Source organism: Azonexus sp. GW821-FHT04F04 (assembly GCF_059420025.1).
In genome coordinates, this window is sequence record NZ_JBWKSX010000002.1 from 146100 (window position 1) to 161142 (window position 15043).

The following is a 15043-nucleotide window of genomic DNA, read 5'->3' on the forward strand; positions in this document are numbered from 1 at the left end:
GATGAAGCATAACCGCCCTACCGTAGCCGATCTCGCGGCCTACGACGAAATCATCGACGTCCGCTCGCCAGCCGAATTTGCCGAAGACCACATTCCCGGCGCGATCAACTGCCCGGTCCTCGACAACGAGCAGCGCATCCAGGTCGGCACCATCTACAAACAGGTTTCGCCCTTCGAAGCCAAGAAAATCGGTGCGGCGCTGGTTTCCGAAAATATCGCCAGACATTTGAAAGAACGCTTCCTCGACCGCCCGAAAACCTGGAAGCCGCTGATCTACTGCTGGCGCGGCGGCGATCGCAGCGGTTCGATGACCACCATTTTCAAAGCCATCGGCTGGCATGCCGGGCAACTCGACGGCGGCTACAAGGCTTGGCGCAGCCATGTCATCGCCCAGCTCGAAAGTTTGCCGCAGCATTATCGTTTTACCGTCATCTGCGGCGCCACCGGCAACGCCAAGACGCGCATCCTGCAAGCCATTGGCGAGCTTGGCGAGCAGATTCTCGATCTCGAAAACCTGGCCAATCACAAGGGCTCGGTGCTTGGCGTCCTGCCCAACTCGCCGCAGCCCTCACAAAAAGGCTTTGAGACAGCCCTGATGCTGGCCCTGGCCGCGCTCGATCCGGCCCGCCCGGTCTATGTCGAGGCGGAAAGCCGCAAGGTCGGCAATCTGCATGTGCCGGAAGCGATGATCGCCCGCATCCGCAGCGGCGAATGCGTCGCCGTCGAAGCCACGCTCGACGCCCGTGTCGCCTTCCTGCTCAAGGATTACGAGTACTTCCTGACGCTTCCCGAGTTTCTCGGCCGGCGCCTCGACGTCCTGCGCTCACTGCAAAGCCGCGAAACAATGGCACGCTGGCAGCAACTGATTCTCGACGCCGACTGGCCGACGCTGGTCCGCGAACTGCTCGAGCTGCATTACGACCCGCTCTATCGGCGCTCGCAGGAGCACAACTTCGCCGGCATGCCGGATTCCGGCATGTTCTCGACCGACGATCTCTCCACAGACGGCATCAAGCGGCTGGCCGCCGCCATCGTTCAGTCACGCGCAGCGCAGATCGCCTGACGCATGGCCGGCTTCGGGCTGGCCGTGTAGCCTTCCTCGAAGGCGATTTCACGCAGGCCGGCGGCCTGTGCGACCTCGCGCAACTCGCCCGGCCGGAGCAGAAAGTCCGGGCTCGATGGTTTTCCATAAGCCTCGTTGCCAAGCATGAAAGTTTCGTAGATCAGCACGCCGCCGGGCGCCAGCATGGCCAGCACATCGGGCAGGCGCGGTCGCCACAGGTAGTTGGTGACGATGATGCCGTCGAACATCCGGCCGGCCAACGGCCACTCGTCGCCTTCCAGATCGGCCTGCATCGCGGTGATTCCCGGCACCGCCGACAATTCCAAAATTGCCTCAAAATTCCGGTCGACCGTGGAAACGTCGAATCCCAGCCTAGCCAGCAGTCGGGCGTGGCGTCCGCTGCCGCAAGCCAGATCAAGCACCCGCCCACCCGGCGAAATCCGCCGGCAATGGCGCTCCACCCAGGGCGATGGCGGTATGATTTGCGGCAATTCATTGCGGGAGTCGGTCATGTCGGGGATTGTTGTCGTCGCAGAAAATGGTCAGGGAAGATACCAGCAGGCAGTCACCGTCGGCCAGCATCAATTGATCGCCGACGAGCCGGTCAGCGTCGGCGGTGCCGATGCCGGCCCGGCCCCTTTCGATCTGGTGATGGCCGGGCTTGGCGCCTGTACCTCGATGACGCTGCGCATGTACGCCGAACGCAAGGGTCTCGCGCTGGCCCACGTCAGCGTCGCGCTGAGCCATGAAAAAATTACGCTCGACGGCGTTGCCCGCGACCGCATCGAACGCACCATCAGCCTCACTGGCGAGCTCACCGCCGATCAGCGCCAGCGCCTGCTCGAGATCGCCAACAAATGCCCCGTACACCGCGCCCTGTCGCAATCGCTGGTCATCGAAAGCGCCCTTGCCACATAGGGAATAACCCTATAACTCCAATGACAATGAACGGGTGTTGTGCCAGAATTCCGCATTGCACAAAAAATAAACTGCCTAGGGGTTCACCATGTTGGAACAGCACTATTTAACCTCGCTTTTCGAACCGAAATCCGTCGCTGTCATCGGTGCATCAGACCGCGAAAACTCGGTCGGCAACATCATTTTCAAAAACATCCTGAGCTCGGGTTACAAAGGCCGCCTGTACGCCATCAACCCGAAGCACGACACCATTCAGGGCCAGCCGTCCTACAAATCCATCGAGGAAATCGGCGCCCGTGTCGAAATGGCGGTCATCTGCACCCGTCCGCAGACCGTCCCGCAACTGATCGAACAATGCGGCCGCTCAGGCGTGCGCAACGCCATCGTCATCGCCTCCGGCTTTTCCGAAGCCGGCCACATCGGTGCCGCACTCGAGCGCAAGGTCATGGAGATCGCCCGTTCCTACAACGTCCGCATCCTCGGCCCCAACTGCCTCGGCATCATCCGCCCCGACCTCGGCCTCAACGCCACTTTTACCAAGATCACCGCCGCCCCCGGCAACCTCGCCCTCGTCTCGCAGTCCGGCGCCATGTGCTCGGCCGTGCTCGACTGGGCCAAGGCCAATCAGGTCGGCTTCTCGTCGGTCATTTCGATCGGCATGACGGCCGACGTCGATTTCGGCGAAATCCTTGATTACCTGATCTACGACAGCCGTACGCATTACATCCTGATGTACGTCGAAGGCATCCGCAACGCCCGCCGCTTCATGAGTGCCCTGCGTTCCGCCGCCCGCATCAAGCCGATCATCCTGCTCAAGGCCGGCCGCCACGCTGCCGGCTCGGCCGCCGCGGCGACCCACTCGGGCATGGCTGCCGTTTCCGACACCGTGTTCGATGCGGCCGTACGCCGCGCTGGCGTGGTTCGCGTCCAGAACGTCGGTCAGCTCTTCTATGCCGCCAAGGCGCTCGCCTCCAAGTTCCGCCCGATGGGCAACCGCCTCGCCATCATCACCAACGGCGGCGGGCCGGGCGCCATGGCTGCCGACCGCGCCGGCGACATGGGCATCCCGCTGGCCGAGCTTTCCAACGAAACGATGGCGGTGCTCAACAAGGCGCTACCCACCAACTGGTCGCACAGCAACCCGATCGACATTGGCGGCGATGCGACACCGGAGCGCTACCGCGACGCGATCATGGCCGTCACCCACGACGCCGGCGTCGACAGCACTCTGGTCATGCTTTCCCCACAGGCAATGACCGACCCGCTGGCCGTCGCCCAGGCCATCATCGAAGTCGCCGACAAGCTCAATCGTTCGCTGATCTGCTGCTGGATGGGCGAAGAGCAGGTCCGCGAAGCGCGCAACCTGCTCGAAAGTGCCGGCATCCCGGCCTTCCGCATGCCGGAAACGGCAATCGAGCTGTTCCACCATATTTCCAAGTACTACCGCAACCAGAAGCTCCTGTTGCAAACGCCGGAGCCGACCCGCCAGCACGGCCGGCCGGAAGCCGAAGGCGCCAAGATGCTGATCGAGGCGCTGCTCGCCGAGCGCCGCAAGGTGCTCTCCGAAATGGAATCAAAGGCCATCCTGCGCGCTTTCAAGGTGCCGGTCGCCCAGACCATGGTTGCCCGTACGGCGACCGAGGCCTTGTTGCTCGCCGAGCAAATCGGCTTCCCGATCGCCATGAAGGTCGACTCCCCAGACCTGACGCACAAGTCCGACGCCGGCGGCGTCCGCCTCAACATCACCAATGCGCCGGCCGTCCGCAACGCCTATCACGACATCATCGATACCGTGCAAAAACGGCATCCGACCGCCAAGATCAACGGCGTCTCGATTGAGCCCTTCCTGTCGCGCCCGAATGGCCGTGAAGTGATGATCGGCGTCTTCCGCGATCCGATTTTCGGGCCGGTGATCACCTTCGGCGCCGGCGGTTTCGACGTCGAGATTTTCAGCGACCGCTCGGTTGCCCTGCCGCCACTCAACGAATTCCTGGCCAAGGATCTGATCGACTCGACACGCGCTTCGCTGATCCTCGACCAGTTCCACAACATGCCACCGGTCGACCGCGCCGCCCTCAAGGAAGTGCTGCTGTGCATTTCCGAAATGGTCTGCGAACTGCCGTGGATCCAGGAACTCGACCTCAACCCGCTGATCGTCGATGAAAACGGCGCCATCGCAGCTGATGCCCGCATCGTCATCGACCACGCCGCCAATGCCTCGGGCGACCGTTACGCCCACATGTCGATCTATCCGTACCCGGTGCATCTGATCCAGGAATGGCAGATGAACGACGGCAAGGTCGTCACCATCCGCCCGATCCGCCCCGAAGATGCCGACATGGAGCAGGAGTTCGTCAAGAACATGTCCGACGAGTCGCGCTACTACCGCTTCATGGACACCCTGCGCGAGCTGACCCAGACCATGCTGGTCCGCTTCACGCAGATCGACTACGACCGCGAAATGGCGCTGGTCGCGACGATGGTCGAACTGAATGAAGAAGGCGTCGACGAAGGCAAGGAGAAACAGATCGGTGTGGCGCGCTACGTCGGCAATCCTGATGGCGAGTCGGTCGAGTTCGCGCTGGCCGTTGGCGATGACTGGCAGAAGTGCGGCGTCGGCCGTAAGCTCATGACGGCGCTGATCGAATGCGCCCGCATGAAGGGCTATCGCGCCGTGGTCGGCGACGTGCTATCGACCAACTCCAAGATGTTCCGCCTGATGACCAGCCTCGGCTTCACCATCCACCCGCACCCCGACGACACGGCCGTCAAGCGCGTCGTCAAGCCGCTGACGGGCTAGGCCCTGACAGTCTCGCGCCGGCAGGTCCGGCGCGCAGGCAAACAAAAAGCCGGTCAATGACCGGCTTTTTTGCATCGGGAATTCAGCAGCGATTATTCGCCGTAGAAATTCACATCGTAGGGATAAGGCTTCTGCGGCACCTTGGAGCCAGCGTTGCGCGCCGAGCTGTCGACGTCCTGCTTCTTGTCCCACCACAGGGCGCGACCAACCTTCTGGTCCTCAACCCACTCGGGATGCTTTTCCAGTTGCTCGTTCATCCAAGTCTGGTGATCGGATACGTAGCTGGTGTTAACTTCCGCCATTTCGCTGCTTTCCTCAAGATATTCAAGACAATGCCGCGATTCTAGCACGCCAGCCTTGGCACATGAGTTGAGCGTTCATGTCTCGGCAACAGAAAACACAGGATTTGATCTGGATCAGATGTATATTAAAATTTGCTTATATTCTTGACTAAAGTAGTAGCTGTACGCCTGCGAGCAATGAGGCCTCTGATCCTTGAGAGGTCATCCACGCCGCGATAATTAGAGGAGACTGGACAATGGATCATGTACGCAGGCTTATTGGGGCGGCCTTGCTGGGAGCGGTTTTACTCGCTCAGGCAGCGGAAGGACCGGTGCCGCCACCAGCCGTCAGCAAGGCTGAAATATCGAAATCGACGACCGATCACAGCAAGCTCGAGGCATTGAAGGGACCGTTCAAGACCGGCCCCGAAGTGACCAAGGCTTGCCTGTCTTGCCACAACACGGCGGGACATCAGGTGATGAAGAGCATTCACTGGACCTGGGAAACCAAGAGCCCGACCACCGGCAAGACCCTCGGCAAGAAATGGGCGGCCAATAACTTCTGCGGCTCGCCGATTTCCAACGAGGCACGCTGCACCAGTTGCCACGCCGGTTACGGCTGGAACGACAAGAATTTCGACTTCACGAATCAGGACAACGTCGATTGCCTGGCCTGCCATGACAACACCGGCACCTACAAGAAATTCAGCACTGATGCCGGCCACCCGCTGTACGCGGACCGGGAGTTCGAGCCGATGGAAGGGCCACCGGGCAAAAAAATGTTCAAGGCCCCTGACCTGACCAAGATCGCCCAGCATGTCGGCAAACCAGGCCGCTCAAACTGCGGCGCCTGCCACTTCAATGGCGGTGGCGGCGATGCGGTCAAGCACGGCGACCTCGATTCATCGTTGAAGAATCCGTCGCGCGAGCTCGATGTACACATGGCCAAGGACGGCGCCAATCTTGTCTGCGCTGACTGCCATACGTTCAATGCGCACCAGCCGTCGGGTAGCCGTTATGCGACAACCGCCAAGGACAAGCACGGTTTCGACCTGCCCAAGGACGATCACAACCGGGCCACTTGCGAATCCTGCCACGGCTTCGCGCCGCACAAGGAAGCCAAGATCAACACCCACACCAACAAGGTGGCCTGCCAGACCTGCCATATCCCCGAATTTGCGCGGGGCGGCGTCGCTACCAAAATGCTGTGGGACTGGTCCACAGCCGGCAAGATGGGTCCGGATGGCAAACCGCTCTTCGTCAAGGATGATCACGGCCACCTGAAGTACTCGGCGGCCAAGGGTGATTTCGAATATGGCGAGAATGTCCGCCCCGAGTACAAGTGGTACAACGGCATCGTCCACCCTGTCGCCATCACCGACAAGATCGACGACAGCAAGGTCCTCGAACTCAATCGTGTCGAAGGCTCGGCCAGTGATCCGAACGCACGCATCTGGCCGTTCAAGGTCATGCGCGGCAAGCAGCCTTACGACACCGAGAACAAGACCCTGGTGGTCAACCATGTTTTCGGCGACGACGACACCTCGCTCTGGCGGAATTATGACTATGCCAAGTCGATCAAGGCGGGGATGGACTATGCCGGCCTGCCATACAGCGGCAAGTTCGGCTTTATTGAAACGAAGATGAACTGGTTCATTACCCACATGGTTGCCCCGAAAGAGAAAGCCGTGCCTTGCCAGGAGTGTCACACCCGTGCCGCGGACGGTCGCCTGAGCGCGATCACCGACATCTATCTGCCGGGCCGTGACAGCAACAAACTGGTCGACCTTTTTGGCGGGCTGATGATCGCCGGCGCCATCGGCGGCGGCCTGCTCCACGGCATCGTCCGTATCCTCAGCCGCCGCAAGGAGAATGCAAAATGAGCGAACGCATCTACATCTACAAGCGCTACGAGCGTTTCTGGCACTGGTCGCAGGCGCTGCTGATCATCATCATGATGATCACCGGCTTCGAAGTCCATGGCAGCTACACCCTGATCGGCTTCCAGAAGGCAGTGCAACTGCATAGCCTGGCTGCCTGGACGCTGCTCACCCTGTGGGCGTTCACCATCTTCTGGCAATTCACCACCGGCGAATGGCGACAGTACCTGCCTTCGCTGAAGAATGTCGGGGCAATGATCAAGTACTACACAGTCGGCATCTTCACCAATGCGCCGCATCCGTTCCACAAGACCGTGTTGCAAAAGCACAACCCGCTGCAACGCCTGGCCTACCTTGCCCTGCTCGCTTTCATTTCGCCGCTGCTCTGGGGCACCGGGATCTTCTACCTGTTCTACGGCGACTGGGTGCGTCTGGGCATCGACCAGAACCTGTCACTGGAAACAGTGGCCGTGTTGCACACCCTCGGCGCCTACATGATCACCGCCTTCTTCTTCATCCACGTTTATCTGACGACAACCGGCCATACGATCTTCGCCCACATCAAGGCGATGATTACCGGCTGGGAGGAAGTCGACGGACATCACTGAGTAATCCGGCAAGACCTTGCGTTTCGGGCGGAGCTTGTCTCCGCCCTTTTTTTGTTAACAGCCCCGGCATTAGTGGCCGAGGAGCAGCCAGGTCCTTGCGGCTTCCCGCAAAAGCTCCGGCAGCGCAAACAGCCAGTCGTCGGCCCATTTTCAATTTTCGCCCTTTTTCCCGGTTGACCGTGGCATCGCCCATGCCGACCGGCTAACAAAAGGCGCCAAGGGAAAACACCCCCTCGCTGCCAAGAATGGCAATCTTCCCGCCAAATACGGCAACACCTCCCCGAAATACAGCAAAAACACCCCTGCGACCGAATGTCGCACCCCTTCCATCCCATTGATCGAACGGCGAATTATTCTGTGATGAAGGCTGGCACGAGTCTTGATAAGTAAATACTGATATTTCTATCCTGATTACGTCCGATGCCCCGCAAGCCTGTCAATCTTCGCCACGAACTCATCCTCCTCGTGATCATCAAGCTGATGGTGATCGTCGGGCTGTGGTGGGCCTTCGTGCGCGATGCAAAAGTCGAGGTGGATAGCGAGCGGATCGCCACGCATCTCGTGGCACCGGCCGTAGCAGCCAGCCCCATTCACCACCCAGGAAACCCCCATGTTCAGTGAGCAACTCGTCGACCTGTCGCGCCTGCAGTTCGCCGTCACCGCGATGTACCACTTCCTTTTCGTGCCGCTGACCATCGGCATGACCTGGATTCTGGTCATCATGGAAGCGGTCTATGTCATGACCGGCAATCAGATTTACAAGGATATGACCCGCTTCTGGGGCAAGCTTTTTGGCATCAACTTCGCCCTCGGCGTCACCACCGGCATCACCATGGAGTTCCAGTTCGGCACCAACTGGGCGTATTACTCGCACTACGTCGGCGACATTTTCGGTGCACCGCTGGCCATCGAAGGCCTGATGGCCTTCTTCCTCGAATCGACTTTCATCGGCCTGTTCTTCTTCGGCTGGGATCGCCTGTCGCGCCGCCAGCACCTGCTGGTCACCATCCTCATGGCCGTTGGCACCAACCTCTCGGCCCTGTGGATCCTGATCGCCAATGGCTGGATGCAAAACCCGGTCGGCGCCGAATTCAGCTACGTGACGATGCGCATGGAGATGGTCGACTTCTGGGCAGTGCTGTTCAATGCCGACGCCCAGGCCAAGTTCGTCCATACCGTCTCGGCCGGCTATGTCACGGGCGCCATGTTCGTCCTCTCGATCTCGGCCTTCTACCTGCTGCGCGGTCGCGACGTCGAGTTCGCCAAAAAGAGCTTCCGCATTGCCGCCGCCTTCGGCTTCGCCTCGATCTGCTCGGTCATCGTCCTCGGCGACGAATCCGGCTACACCGTCGGCGAAGCCCAGCAGACCAAGCTGGCCGCCATGGAAGCGATGTGGGAAACCGAACCGGCACCGGCTGGCTTCAACCTGATCGCCATTCCCAACGAAAAAGAGATGAAGAACGACTTCGCCATCGAGATTCCATGGGTCATGGGCATCATCGGCACCCGTTCGCTCGACAAGCAGATCCCCGGCATTCGGGAAATCCGCGAGAAGAACCGCGAGCGCATCCTTTCCGGCATGGAAGCCGTCGTTGCCCTCGAAGCGCTGCGCAAGAACCCGGACGATGCCGCGATGAAGGCCGAATTCGAGGAACACAAAGCGGATCTCGGCTTTGGCCTGCTGCTGAAGAAATACGTGGTCGACGTTCGTCAATCAACCCCGGAAATCATCGAAAAAGCCGTCGCCGACACCATCCCGCGTGTCACGCCACTGTTCTGGAGCTTCCGCCTGATGGTCGCCTTCGGCTTCCTGATGCTCGGCCTGTTCGGCGCGGCGCTGGTCTATTCGCTGAAAGGCAATTTCGCCGACAAACCCTGGCTCCTGCGCTCCGCCCTGTGGATGCTGCCGGTTCCCTGGCTGTCCTGCGAACTGGGCTGGTTCGTCGCCGAGTACGGTCGGCAGCCCTGGACCATCTACGGCGTATTGCCCACCCACATGTCGGTGTCGACGCTGTCGGTGAACAGCCTGTACGGCTCGCTGGCCGGCTTCATCGGCTTCTACACGGTCCTTCTGGTCGTCGAGATGTACTTGATGGTCAAGTTTGCCAAGCTGGGACCAGGCAGCCTCGGTACCGGTCGCTATGACAACGAATACGCCCACGCCTAACTTAGGAAACACGCAATGAAAATTCGATTCACCACTCTCCTGGTCCTGCTTGCGCTTAACGCCGCCCCGTCCCTGGCCGAAGCGCCACACGAGGCGCACATGAAAGCGGAGACCGTGGACTACGCCTTGATTCTCCCGGCCAACCTGCCGCATATCCTGCGCACGGCCAATGGCCAGGCGGGCAAACTGGGGCTTGATGAAGCGCAAAAGCAACTGGTCCGCGAGCTGATGGCCGAAGCGCCGCTGCAAGTCATGTCGCGTCTGCAAAAGGCGGAAAAGCTGGAACAGGCCATCGCCAACGACGTCCTCTACCAGCGCCAGGGCGTGGCCGACATCAAATCCCGGCTGGATGAACTGGTGCGACTGAAACGCGAAGCGACGGAAGCGCAGATCGCCACGGTCAACCGCATCCAGGCGGCCATTTCCGAAGCCCAGTTCCGCAAGTTGCTCAAGCTCGCCGTCGCCGATGCCCACTGAGCACCGCACCCCAAACCCGATTCACAAGGAAAGAACATGCTTGACTATCCAACCCTGAAAATCATCTGGTGGCTGCTGGTTGGCGTCCTGCTCATCGGCTTCGCCATCATGGATGGTCATGACATGGGCGTCGGCACGCTGCTGCCTTTCGTCGGCAAGAACGACGTCGAACGGCGCATCGTGATCAACACCGTCGGCCCGCACTGGGACGGCAACCAGGTCTGGTTCATCACCGGCGGCGGCGCCATTTTCGCCGCCTGGCCGCTGGTTTACGCCACCGCTTTCTCGGGCTTTTATTGGGCAATGCTCGCCGTGCTCTGGGCGCTGTTCTTCCGCCCGGTCGGTTTCGATTACCGCAGCAAGATCGCCAACGCGACCTGGCGCAATACCTGGGACTGGGGTCTGTTCGTCGGCGGCGCCGTGCCGCCGCTGATCTTCGGAGTCGCCTTCGGCAACCTGTTCCAGGGCGTGCCCTTCAGCTTTGCCGACAATCTGATGTCGACCTACAGCGGCAGCTTCTGGGCCCTGCTCAATCCCTTCGCCCTGCTCTGCGGCGTGGTATCCACTGCGATGATCACCTTCCACGGCGCGATTTACCTGATGCATCGCACGGACGCCGCGGTCTATCAACGTAGCCGCACCGCCATGCTGATCTTCGGCGGGCTGTTGCTGGTCAGCTTCACGGCAGCCGGCATCTGGCTGTGGCAAGGGATTGATGGCTACGCCATCACATCGACGGTGACCCCGGGCGCGCTACCCAATCCGCTCGACAAAACCGTGGTGCGCGAAGCCGGTGCCTGGCTGGCCAATTACGACCGCCATCCCGCCACAATGCTCTTGCCCGTCCTCGCCTATGCCGGCGCCCTGACCGCCATGCTGCTCGCCGCCAACGGCGTAACGCTGGCCGCCTTCGTCGCATCGTCGCTGGCCATCCTCGGAATCATCGGCACGGCCGGCGTTTCGCTCTTCCCGTTCATCATGCCCTCATCCACCGACCTGCGCTCCAGCCTCACCGTCTGGGACAGCGTTTCCAGCCAGTTGACGCTGAACATCATGCTCTGGGCAACCCTGATCTTCATGCCGCTCATCATTGTTTACACCAGTTGGGCATACAAGGTGATGGCCGGCAAGGTCACCGCCGCCTACATCCGCGAAAACGAGCACGCTGCTTACTAAGGAGACTTCAATGTCTGAATGCATCTGCCAGGGCCCATCCTTCACCACCGTCGACAGCCCGGCCCGCCGACAGTGGCTGATGGCCACCGTTGGCGTCGGCGGCGCCCTCACCGTCACGGCCATCGTTCCCTTCGTCACCAGCCTGATGCCATCCGAGCGGGCCAAGGCAGCCGGCGCGCCGGTCGAAGTCGATATCGGCAAGCTGGCTCCCGGCAACATGATGATCGTCGAATGGCGCGGCAAGCCGGTGTGGATTCTCAACCGCACCCCGGAAATGCTGGCCGCCCTGAAGAAAGCCGAACCCATGCTGGTCGACCCGGCCTCCGAGGAAAACCAGCAGCCGGCCTATGCCGCCAACGAAACGCGCTCGCGGCAGCCGGAAATACTCGTCGCCGTAGGCATCTGCACCCACCTCGGCTGCTCGCCCTCACCGGCCTTTACCCCCGGCGACCCGGTCCTAGGTGCCGACTGGCCGGGTGGTTTTCTCTGTCCCTGCCACGGCTCGACGTTTGACTTCGCCGGCCGTGTTTTCAAGAACAAGCCGGCCCCGACCAATCTCGAAGTGCCGCCCCACCAGTACCTGACCGACACGCGCCTGATCATCGGTGCCGACGAACAGGACAAAGCCTGAAAGGAATTCGCCATGTGGTATTTCGCCTGGGCGCTCGGTATCGGCTTCGCCGTACTGCTCGCCATCCTCAACGCCCTCTGGGGCGACAACGAAGAAGCCCGTCTCGCCTCGCTGCGCCCAACCACTCCCGATGACCAGCCAAACTGAAGCGCAATCAGGCGAGCCGGACAAACCCGGCCTGGCCTGGCTGCCCTTGTTGCTGGCCCTGCTCATTCTCGTCGTCATGACGATTCTGCCGGGCATGGCCACTGACGCCGCTGGCGCGGCCGATCACACGGCCGCCACGCTGTTGTTCGGCGCAATGAGCGCCGGCTTTGTGCGCGGCGTCGGCTTCGTTCCCCACAACCTCATTGGTCGTGTCCTGCTCTCGGGAGCGGCAACCGTCATTCTCTTCCTGCTGGCCTGCCTGCGTTTGATGCAGAACGGACGGCTGCCCCCCATTTTCTAGGAATCATCATGCAAATCGCTGTCACCAGCCAAAACCGGAAAAACATTACCGAACACGCCGGCAAATGCCGCAAATTCTGGCTTTACGATATTGAAAAAGGCGCCGTCACCGACAAACACCTCGTCGAGTTGCCCATCGAAGACAGTTTCCATGCCCGCCAGCACGGCATGGCCGACGAACTGGCCGGCATCAATGTACTGATCACCGGCAGCATGGGCAACGGCCTGTACCACAAGCTCATGCAACGCGGTATCCTATCTGTCATAACCCTCGAAGAAGACCCGGACAGCGCCGTCAGCGCCTTTCTGGAAAACACACTCGACCGTCTGCCACTCCCCGACAACACCCATTGCCAAGGCCATGAACATCACCACTAAACCCCGTAACATCACCCCGCTTCTGAGCCGCCGCTCGATCCCGCGCCTGCCCATTCAGGGCCTGCTGCTCGGCTGCCTGCTCGCCGCCGGCCATAGCCAGGCCGACGAGAGCCGGCTGGTCGTCAACCTGCTTGGCGTGCGCGACGCTACCGGCAATCTGCGCGCCTCGCTGTACCGCGAACCGGACACCTTCCGCAAGGAAGACAAGGCCGTGCAAGTTGTTTCACTACCGGCCGCCAAGGGCGACGCCAAACTCGTCTTCACCGGCCTGCCACCCGGCCGCTACGCCGTCATGGCCTATCACGACGACAACATCGACCAGAAACTCAACCTGCGTTTCGGCATGTTCCCGACCGAAGGCTACGGCCTGTCCAACAACCCGAAAGTCATGGGACCGCCCAAGTTTGCCGACAGCGCCTTCGACCTGACCGGGCCGGAAACCGCAATCAACATCAAGCTTGCTTATTAATCACCGCACAGGAAAAGCCATGAAACAGACCCTGCTCCAGGAAAAATATCCCATCTTCGTCGCCGAGATCGCCAAAACCGAAACCACCCACAACACCGTCGATTCACTTGTCGCCTACTACAAGGGCAAGATCGCCGAGAACCCGAAAGTCCATTTCATCGGCGTCTTCGACCACTACGCCCACACCAGCAAAATCGGCGGCCCCATCGTCGAAGGCATGAAGGCCGCAGTCGACATCATTTTCTGCTTCGGCTTCGCCATCCCGACCCCGCAAATGCTCGCCGTCCGCCCCCGCTCCATCGGCATCGCCGACATGGGCGACAAGTACGTCATCAGCTTCATGGAAGCGCCGATGCAACCGGCCAACGAAGCCATGGAAGCCTGGACCCTGGCCCTGCGCGACGCCTGAACAAACCCACCAAAAACAAAAACCCCGGCGCCGTCAGGCCGGGGTTTTTGCATTTCAATTTTGGGCATTTTTCCCGGTTGACCGTAGCAGCCGGCAATCCGGTCTCACGTTCCAAGAAACCATCCGCCGATAGCGGCAAGGATAACCACGATGACCGGCGAAGCCTTGCCAAAGACCAGCAACCCGTATGCCGCCAAAGCCAGACAGAAGTCTGCTTTTGAATGAATGGCACTCGTCCACACCGGGTCATAAAGCGCGGCCCCGAGAACCCCGACGACGGCAGCATTGATGCCGCCCATTGCCCGCTGAACGCCATCCCGCTGGCGCAAGGTTTCCCAGTACGGCAGCGTTCCGGCGACCAGCAAGAATGAGGGAAGAAAGATGGCCAGCAACAGCACAATGCCGCCGAACCAGCCCCCCAACGGCGATGGCATCGCCGCGCCAAGGAAAGCGGCAAACGTGAACAGCGGGCCAGGCACCGCTTGCGCAGCCCCATAGCCGGCCAGAAAGCTGTCGTTACTGACCCAGGCTGGCGGAACAACGCTCGCCTGCAACAGCGGCAAGACGACATGCCCACCGCCAAAGACCAGGGAGCCTGCCTGATAAAAGCCAGAAATGGCCGAAACGACGAGAGAGTCGGACAGCGCAGCCAGAGTTGGCAGCCCGAGCAGCAACAGCCCGAACAGCGCCAGCAACAAGCCGCCTGCTGTCCGGCTCACCCCGAAGTCGCGGTGTTCGACAGTCGGCAGATGCGGGAGCGACAACAGACGCCAGCCGACCAGACCACCGAGCACAATTGCGGCAATCTGAATGAACGCCGATGAAAAGATCAGCACCAGCATGGCGGCACCGATGGCAATCCCACCCCGCAGGCGGTCGGGACAAAGTGATTTCGCCATGCCCCACACCGCCTGGGCCACCACGGCGACGGCCATCACTTTCAATCCATGAACGACGCCGGACTGGGCCAACCCGGCCCAGTTGGCCACGCCAAACGCAAACAGAATGAGCGCAATGGCCGATGGCAGGGTGAAGCCGAGCCAGGCCGCCAGCGCGCCAAGCCAGCCGGCGCGTCCCAGCCCCAGGGCCATGCCCACCTGACTGCTCGCCGGCCCCGGCAGGAACTGGCACAAGGCCACCAGGTCCGAATAGCTTTTGTCGTCGAGCCATTGCCGACGTTCGACAAACTCGGAACGGAAATAGCCCAGATGGGCAACCGGTCCGCCAAATGAAGTCAGACCGAGCTTGAAGAAGGCACCCAGAACCTCAATTGGGCTGCCACGCTCGGGCCGGTTGGTGACGGGGGGTGATTCGATGTTTTTTTGCATGATCAGAAATG

General features: G+C 60.9%; 18 protein-coding genes. 15 read left to right on the forward strand and 3 right to left on the reverse strand.

Annotation, left to right across the window (positions count from 1 at the left end; genetic code table 11):
• The first annotated feature begins 1 nt into the window (after window position 1).
• Window positions 2-1063: a tRNA 2-selenouridine(34) synthase MnmH gene (gene mnmH / locus AC07TV_RS06055; protein WP_494647503.1), complete on the forward strand. Its 1062-nt coding sequence runs from the start codon at window positions 2-4 to the stop codon at window positions 1061-1063.
• On the opposite strand, the gene AC07TV_RS06060 is transcribed toward mnmH, so the two are convergent.
• On the reverse strand, window positions 1036-1575 hold the full coding sequence (locus AC07TV_RS06060; protein ID WP_494647504.1) for a class I SAM-dependent methyltransferase: 540 nt from the start codon (window positions 1573-1575) through the stop codon (window positions 1036-1038). The two genes, mnmH and AC07TV_RS06060, sit on opposite strands and share 28 nt — an antisense overlap.
• Between AC07TV_RS06060 and AC07TV_RS06065 the strand changes: the two genes are divergently transcribed.
• Window positions 1574-1981, forward strand: coding sequence for an OsmC family protein (locus AC07TV_RS06065; RefSeq protein ID WP_494647505.1), 408 nt, complete (start codon window positions 1574-1576; stop codon window positions 1979-1981). The genes AC07TV_RS06060 and AC07TV_RS06065 overlap by 2 nt on opposite strands.
• A gap of 88 nt (window positions 1982-2069) precedes the next feature.
• Window positions 2070-4781, forward strand: a complete 2712-nt coding sequence (locus AC07TV_RS06070; protein WP_494647506.1) for a bifunctional acetate--CoA ligase family protein/GNAT family N-acetyltransferase — start codon at window positions 2070-2072, stop codon at window positions 4779-4781.
• A 92-nt stretch (window positions 4782-4873) separates the two neighbouring features.
• Here the strand turns inward: AC07TV_RS06070 and AC07TV_RS06075 are convergent, their stop codons facing one another.
• Window positions 4874-5083 carry a DUF3460 family protein gene (locus AC07TV_RS06075; RefSeq protein ID WP_494647507.1) on the reverse strand — a complete coding sequence of 70 codons (210 nt, stop codon included), beginning with the start codon at window positions 5081-5083 and terminating at the stop codon, window positions 4874-4876.
• Window positions 5084-5319: 236 nt separating this feature from the next.
• On the opposite strand from AC07TV_RS06075, the gene AC07TV_RS06080 reads away from it, so the two are divergent.
• The 12 genes from AC07TV_RS06080 (at window position 5320) to AC07TV_RS06135 (ending at window position 13704) form a co-directional block, all read left to right on the forward strand.
• The gene (locus AC07TV_RS06080; protein WP_494647508.1) at window positions 5320-6945 is read left to right on the forward strand and encodes a tetrathionate reductase family octaheme c-type cytochrome; all 1626 of its coding nucleotides are present in this window, start codon (window positions 5320-5322) and stop codon (window positions 6943-6945) included.
• Window positions 6942-7550: a cytochrome b/b6 domain-containing protein gene (locus AC07TV_RS06085; RefSeq protein ID WP_494647509.1), complete on the forward strand. Its 609-nt coding sequence runs from the start codon at window positions 6942-6944 to the stop codon at window positions 7548-7550. The genes AC07TV_RS06080 and AC07TV_RS06085 overlap by 4 nt, the downstream gene beginning before the upstream one ends.
• A 420-nt stretch (window positions 7551-7970) precedes the next feature.
• Window positions 7971-8171, forward strand: a complete 201-nt coding sequence (gene cydP / locus AC07TV_RS06090) for a cytochrome oxidase putative small subunit CydP (protein ID WP_494647510.1) — start codon at window positions 7971-7973, stop codon at window positions 8169-8171.
• On the forward strand, window positions 8161-9717 hold the full coding sequence (locus AC07TV_RS06095) for a cytochrome ubiquinol oxidase subunit I (RefSeq protein WP_494647511.1): 1557 nt from the start codon (window positions 8161-8163) through the stop codon (window positions 9715-9717). The genes cydP and AC07TV_RS06095 overlap by 11 nt, the downstream gene beginning before the upstream one ends.
• A gap of 15 nt (window positions 9718-9732) precedes the next feature.
• Window positions 9733-10194: a hypothetical protein gene (locus AC07TV_RS06100; RefSeq protein ID WP_494647512.1), complete on the forward strand. Its 462-nt coding sequence runs from the start codon at window positions 9733-9735 to the stop codon at window positions 10192-10194.
• A gap of 36 nt (window positions 10195-10230) precedes the next feature.
• A complete protein-coding gene (gene cydB / locus AC07TV_RS06105) occupies window positions 10231-11370 on the forward strand; it encodes a cytochrome d ubiquinol oxidase subunit II (RefSeq protein ID WP_494647513.1) in 1140 nt (379 codons plus the stop codon).
• A gap of 10 nt (window positions 11371-11380) precedes the next feature.
• Window positions 11381-12001, forward strand: coding sequence for a ubiquinol-cytochrome c reductase iron-sulfur subunit (petA, locus tag AC07TV_RS06110; RefSeq protein ID WP_494647514.1), 621 nt, complete (start codon window positions 11381-11383; stop codon window positions 11999-12001).
• A gap of 12 nt (window positions 12002-12013) precedes the next feature.
• Window positions 12014-12148, forward strand: coding sequence for a cytochrome bd-I oxidase subunit CydX (cydX, locus tag AC07TV_RS06115; RefSeq protein ID WP_494647515.1), 135 nt, complete (start codon window positions 12014-12016; stop codon window positions 12146-12148).
• Window positions 12132-12449, forward strand: coding sequence for a cyd operon YbgE family protein (locus AC07TV_RS06120; RefSeq protein ID WP_494647516.1), 318 nt, complete (start codon window positions 12132-12134; stop codon window positions 12447-12449). Before cydX ends, AC07TV_RS06120 begins: the two co-directional genes overlap by 17 nt.
• Before the next feature lie 8 nt (window positions 12450-12457).
• Window positions 12458-12826 (forward strand): NifB/NifX family molybdenum-iron cluster-binding protein, encoded by a 369-nt coding sequence (locus AC07TV_RS06125; protein ID WP_494647517.1) that lies wholly within the window; start codon window positions 12458-12460, stop codon window positions 12824-12826.
• Complete coding sequence (locus AC07TV_RS06130; protein ID WP_494647518.1) at window positions 12810-13295, forward strand: DUF2141 domain-containing protein; 486 nt, start codon at window positions 12810-12812, stop codon at window positions 13293-13295. The genes AC07TV_RS06125 and AC07TV_RS06130 overlap by 17 nt, the downstream gene beginning before the upstream one ends.
• A gap of 19 nt (window positions 13296-13314) precedes the next feature.
• A complete protein-coding gene (locus AC07TV_RS06135) occupies window positions 13315-13704 on the forward strand; it encodes a DUF6858 family protein (protein ID WP_494647519.1) in 390 nt (129 codons plus the stop codon).
• Window positions 13705-13808: 104 nt separating this feature from the next.
• Here the strand turns inward: AC07TV_RS06135 and chrA are convergent, their stop codons facing one another.
• Window positions 13809-15032: a chromate efflux transporter gene (gene chrA / locus AC07TV_RS06140; protein ID WP_494647520.1), complete on the reverse strand. Its 1224-nt coding sequence runs from the start codon at window positions 15030-15032 to the stop codon at window positions 13809-13811.
• Window positions 15033-15043: the final 11 nt, after the last annotated feature.

Coding starts and splice junctions, on each gene's coding strand:
- AC07TV_RS06130 (WP_494647518.1), top strand. CDS start 12,810: ATGAACATCACCACTAAACCCCGTAACATCACCCCGCTTCTGAGCCGC.
- AC07TV_RS06120 (WP_494647516.1), top strand. CDS start 12,132: ATGACCAGCCAAACTGAAGCGCAATCAGGCGAGCCGGACAAACCCGGC.
- AC07TV_RS06070 (WP_494647506.1), top strand. CDS start 2,070: ATGTTGGAACAGCACTATTTAACCTCGCTTTTCGAACCGAAATCCGTC.
- AC07TV_RS06085 (WP_494647509.1), top strand. CDS start 6,942: ATGAGCGAACGCATCTACATCTACAAGCGCTACGAGCGTTTCTGGCAC.
- AC07TV_RS06125 (WP_494647517.1), top strand. CDS start 12,458: ATGCAAATCGCTGTCACCAGCCAAAACCGGAAAAACATTACCGAACAC.
- AC07TV_RS06100 (WP_494647512.1), top strand. CDS start 9,733: ATGAAAATTCGATTCACCACTCTCCTGGTCCTGCTTGCGCTTAACGCC.
- AC07TV_RS06075 (WP_494647507.1), bottom strand. CDS start 5,083: ATGGCGGAAGTTAACACCAGCTACGTATCCGATCACCAGACTTGGATG.
- AC07TV_RS06065 (WP_494647505.1), top strand. CDS start 1,574: ATGTCGGGGATTGTTGTCGTCGCAGAAAATGGTCAGGGAAGATACCAG.
- mnmH (WP_494647503.1), top strand. CDS start 2: ATGAAGCATAACCGCCCTACCGTAGCCGATCTCGCGGCCTACGACGAA.
- cydX (WP_494647515.1), top strand. CDS start 12,014: ATGTGGTATTTCGCCTGGGCGCTCGGTATCGGCTTCGCCGTACTGCTC.
- AC07TV_RS06060 (WP_494647504.1), bottom strand. CDS start 1,575: ATGACCGACTCCCGCAATGAATTGCCGCAAATCATACCGCCATCGCCC.
- cydB (WP_494647513.1), top strand. CDS start 10,231: ATGCTTGACTATCCAACCCTGAAAATCATCTGGTGGCTGCTGGTTGGC.
- AC07TV_RS06095 (WP_494647511.1), top strand. CDS start 8,161: ATGTTCAGTGAGCAACTCGTCGACCTGTCGCGCCTGCAGTTCGCCGTC.
- cydP (WP_494647510.1), top strand. CDS start 7,971: ATGCCCCGCAAGCCTGTCAATCTTCGCCACGAACTCATCCTCCTCGTG.
- chrA (WP_494647520.1), bottom strand. CDS start 15,032: ATGCAAAAAAACATCGAATCACCCCCCGTCACCAACCGGCCCGAGCGT.
- petA (WP_494647514.1), top strand. CDS start 11,381: ATGTCTGAATGCATCTGCCAGGGCCCATCCTTCACCACCGTCGACAGC.
- AC07TV_RS06080 (WP_494647508.1), top strand. CDS start 5,320: ATGGATCATGTACGCAGGCTTATTGGGGCGGCCTTGCTGGGAGCGGTT.
- AC07TV_RS06135 (WP_494647519.1), top strand. CDS start 13,315: ATGAAACAGACCCTGCTCCAGGAAAAATATCCCATCTTCGTCGCCGAG.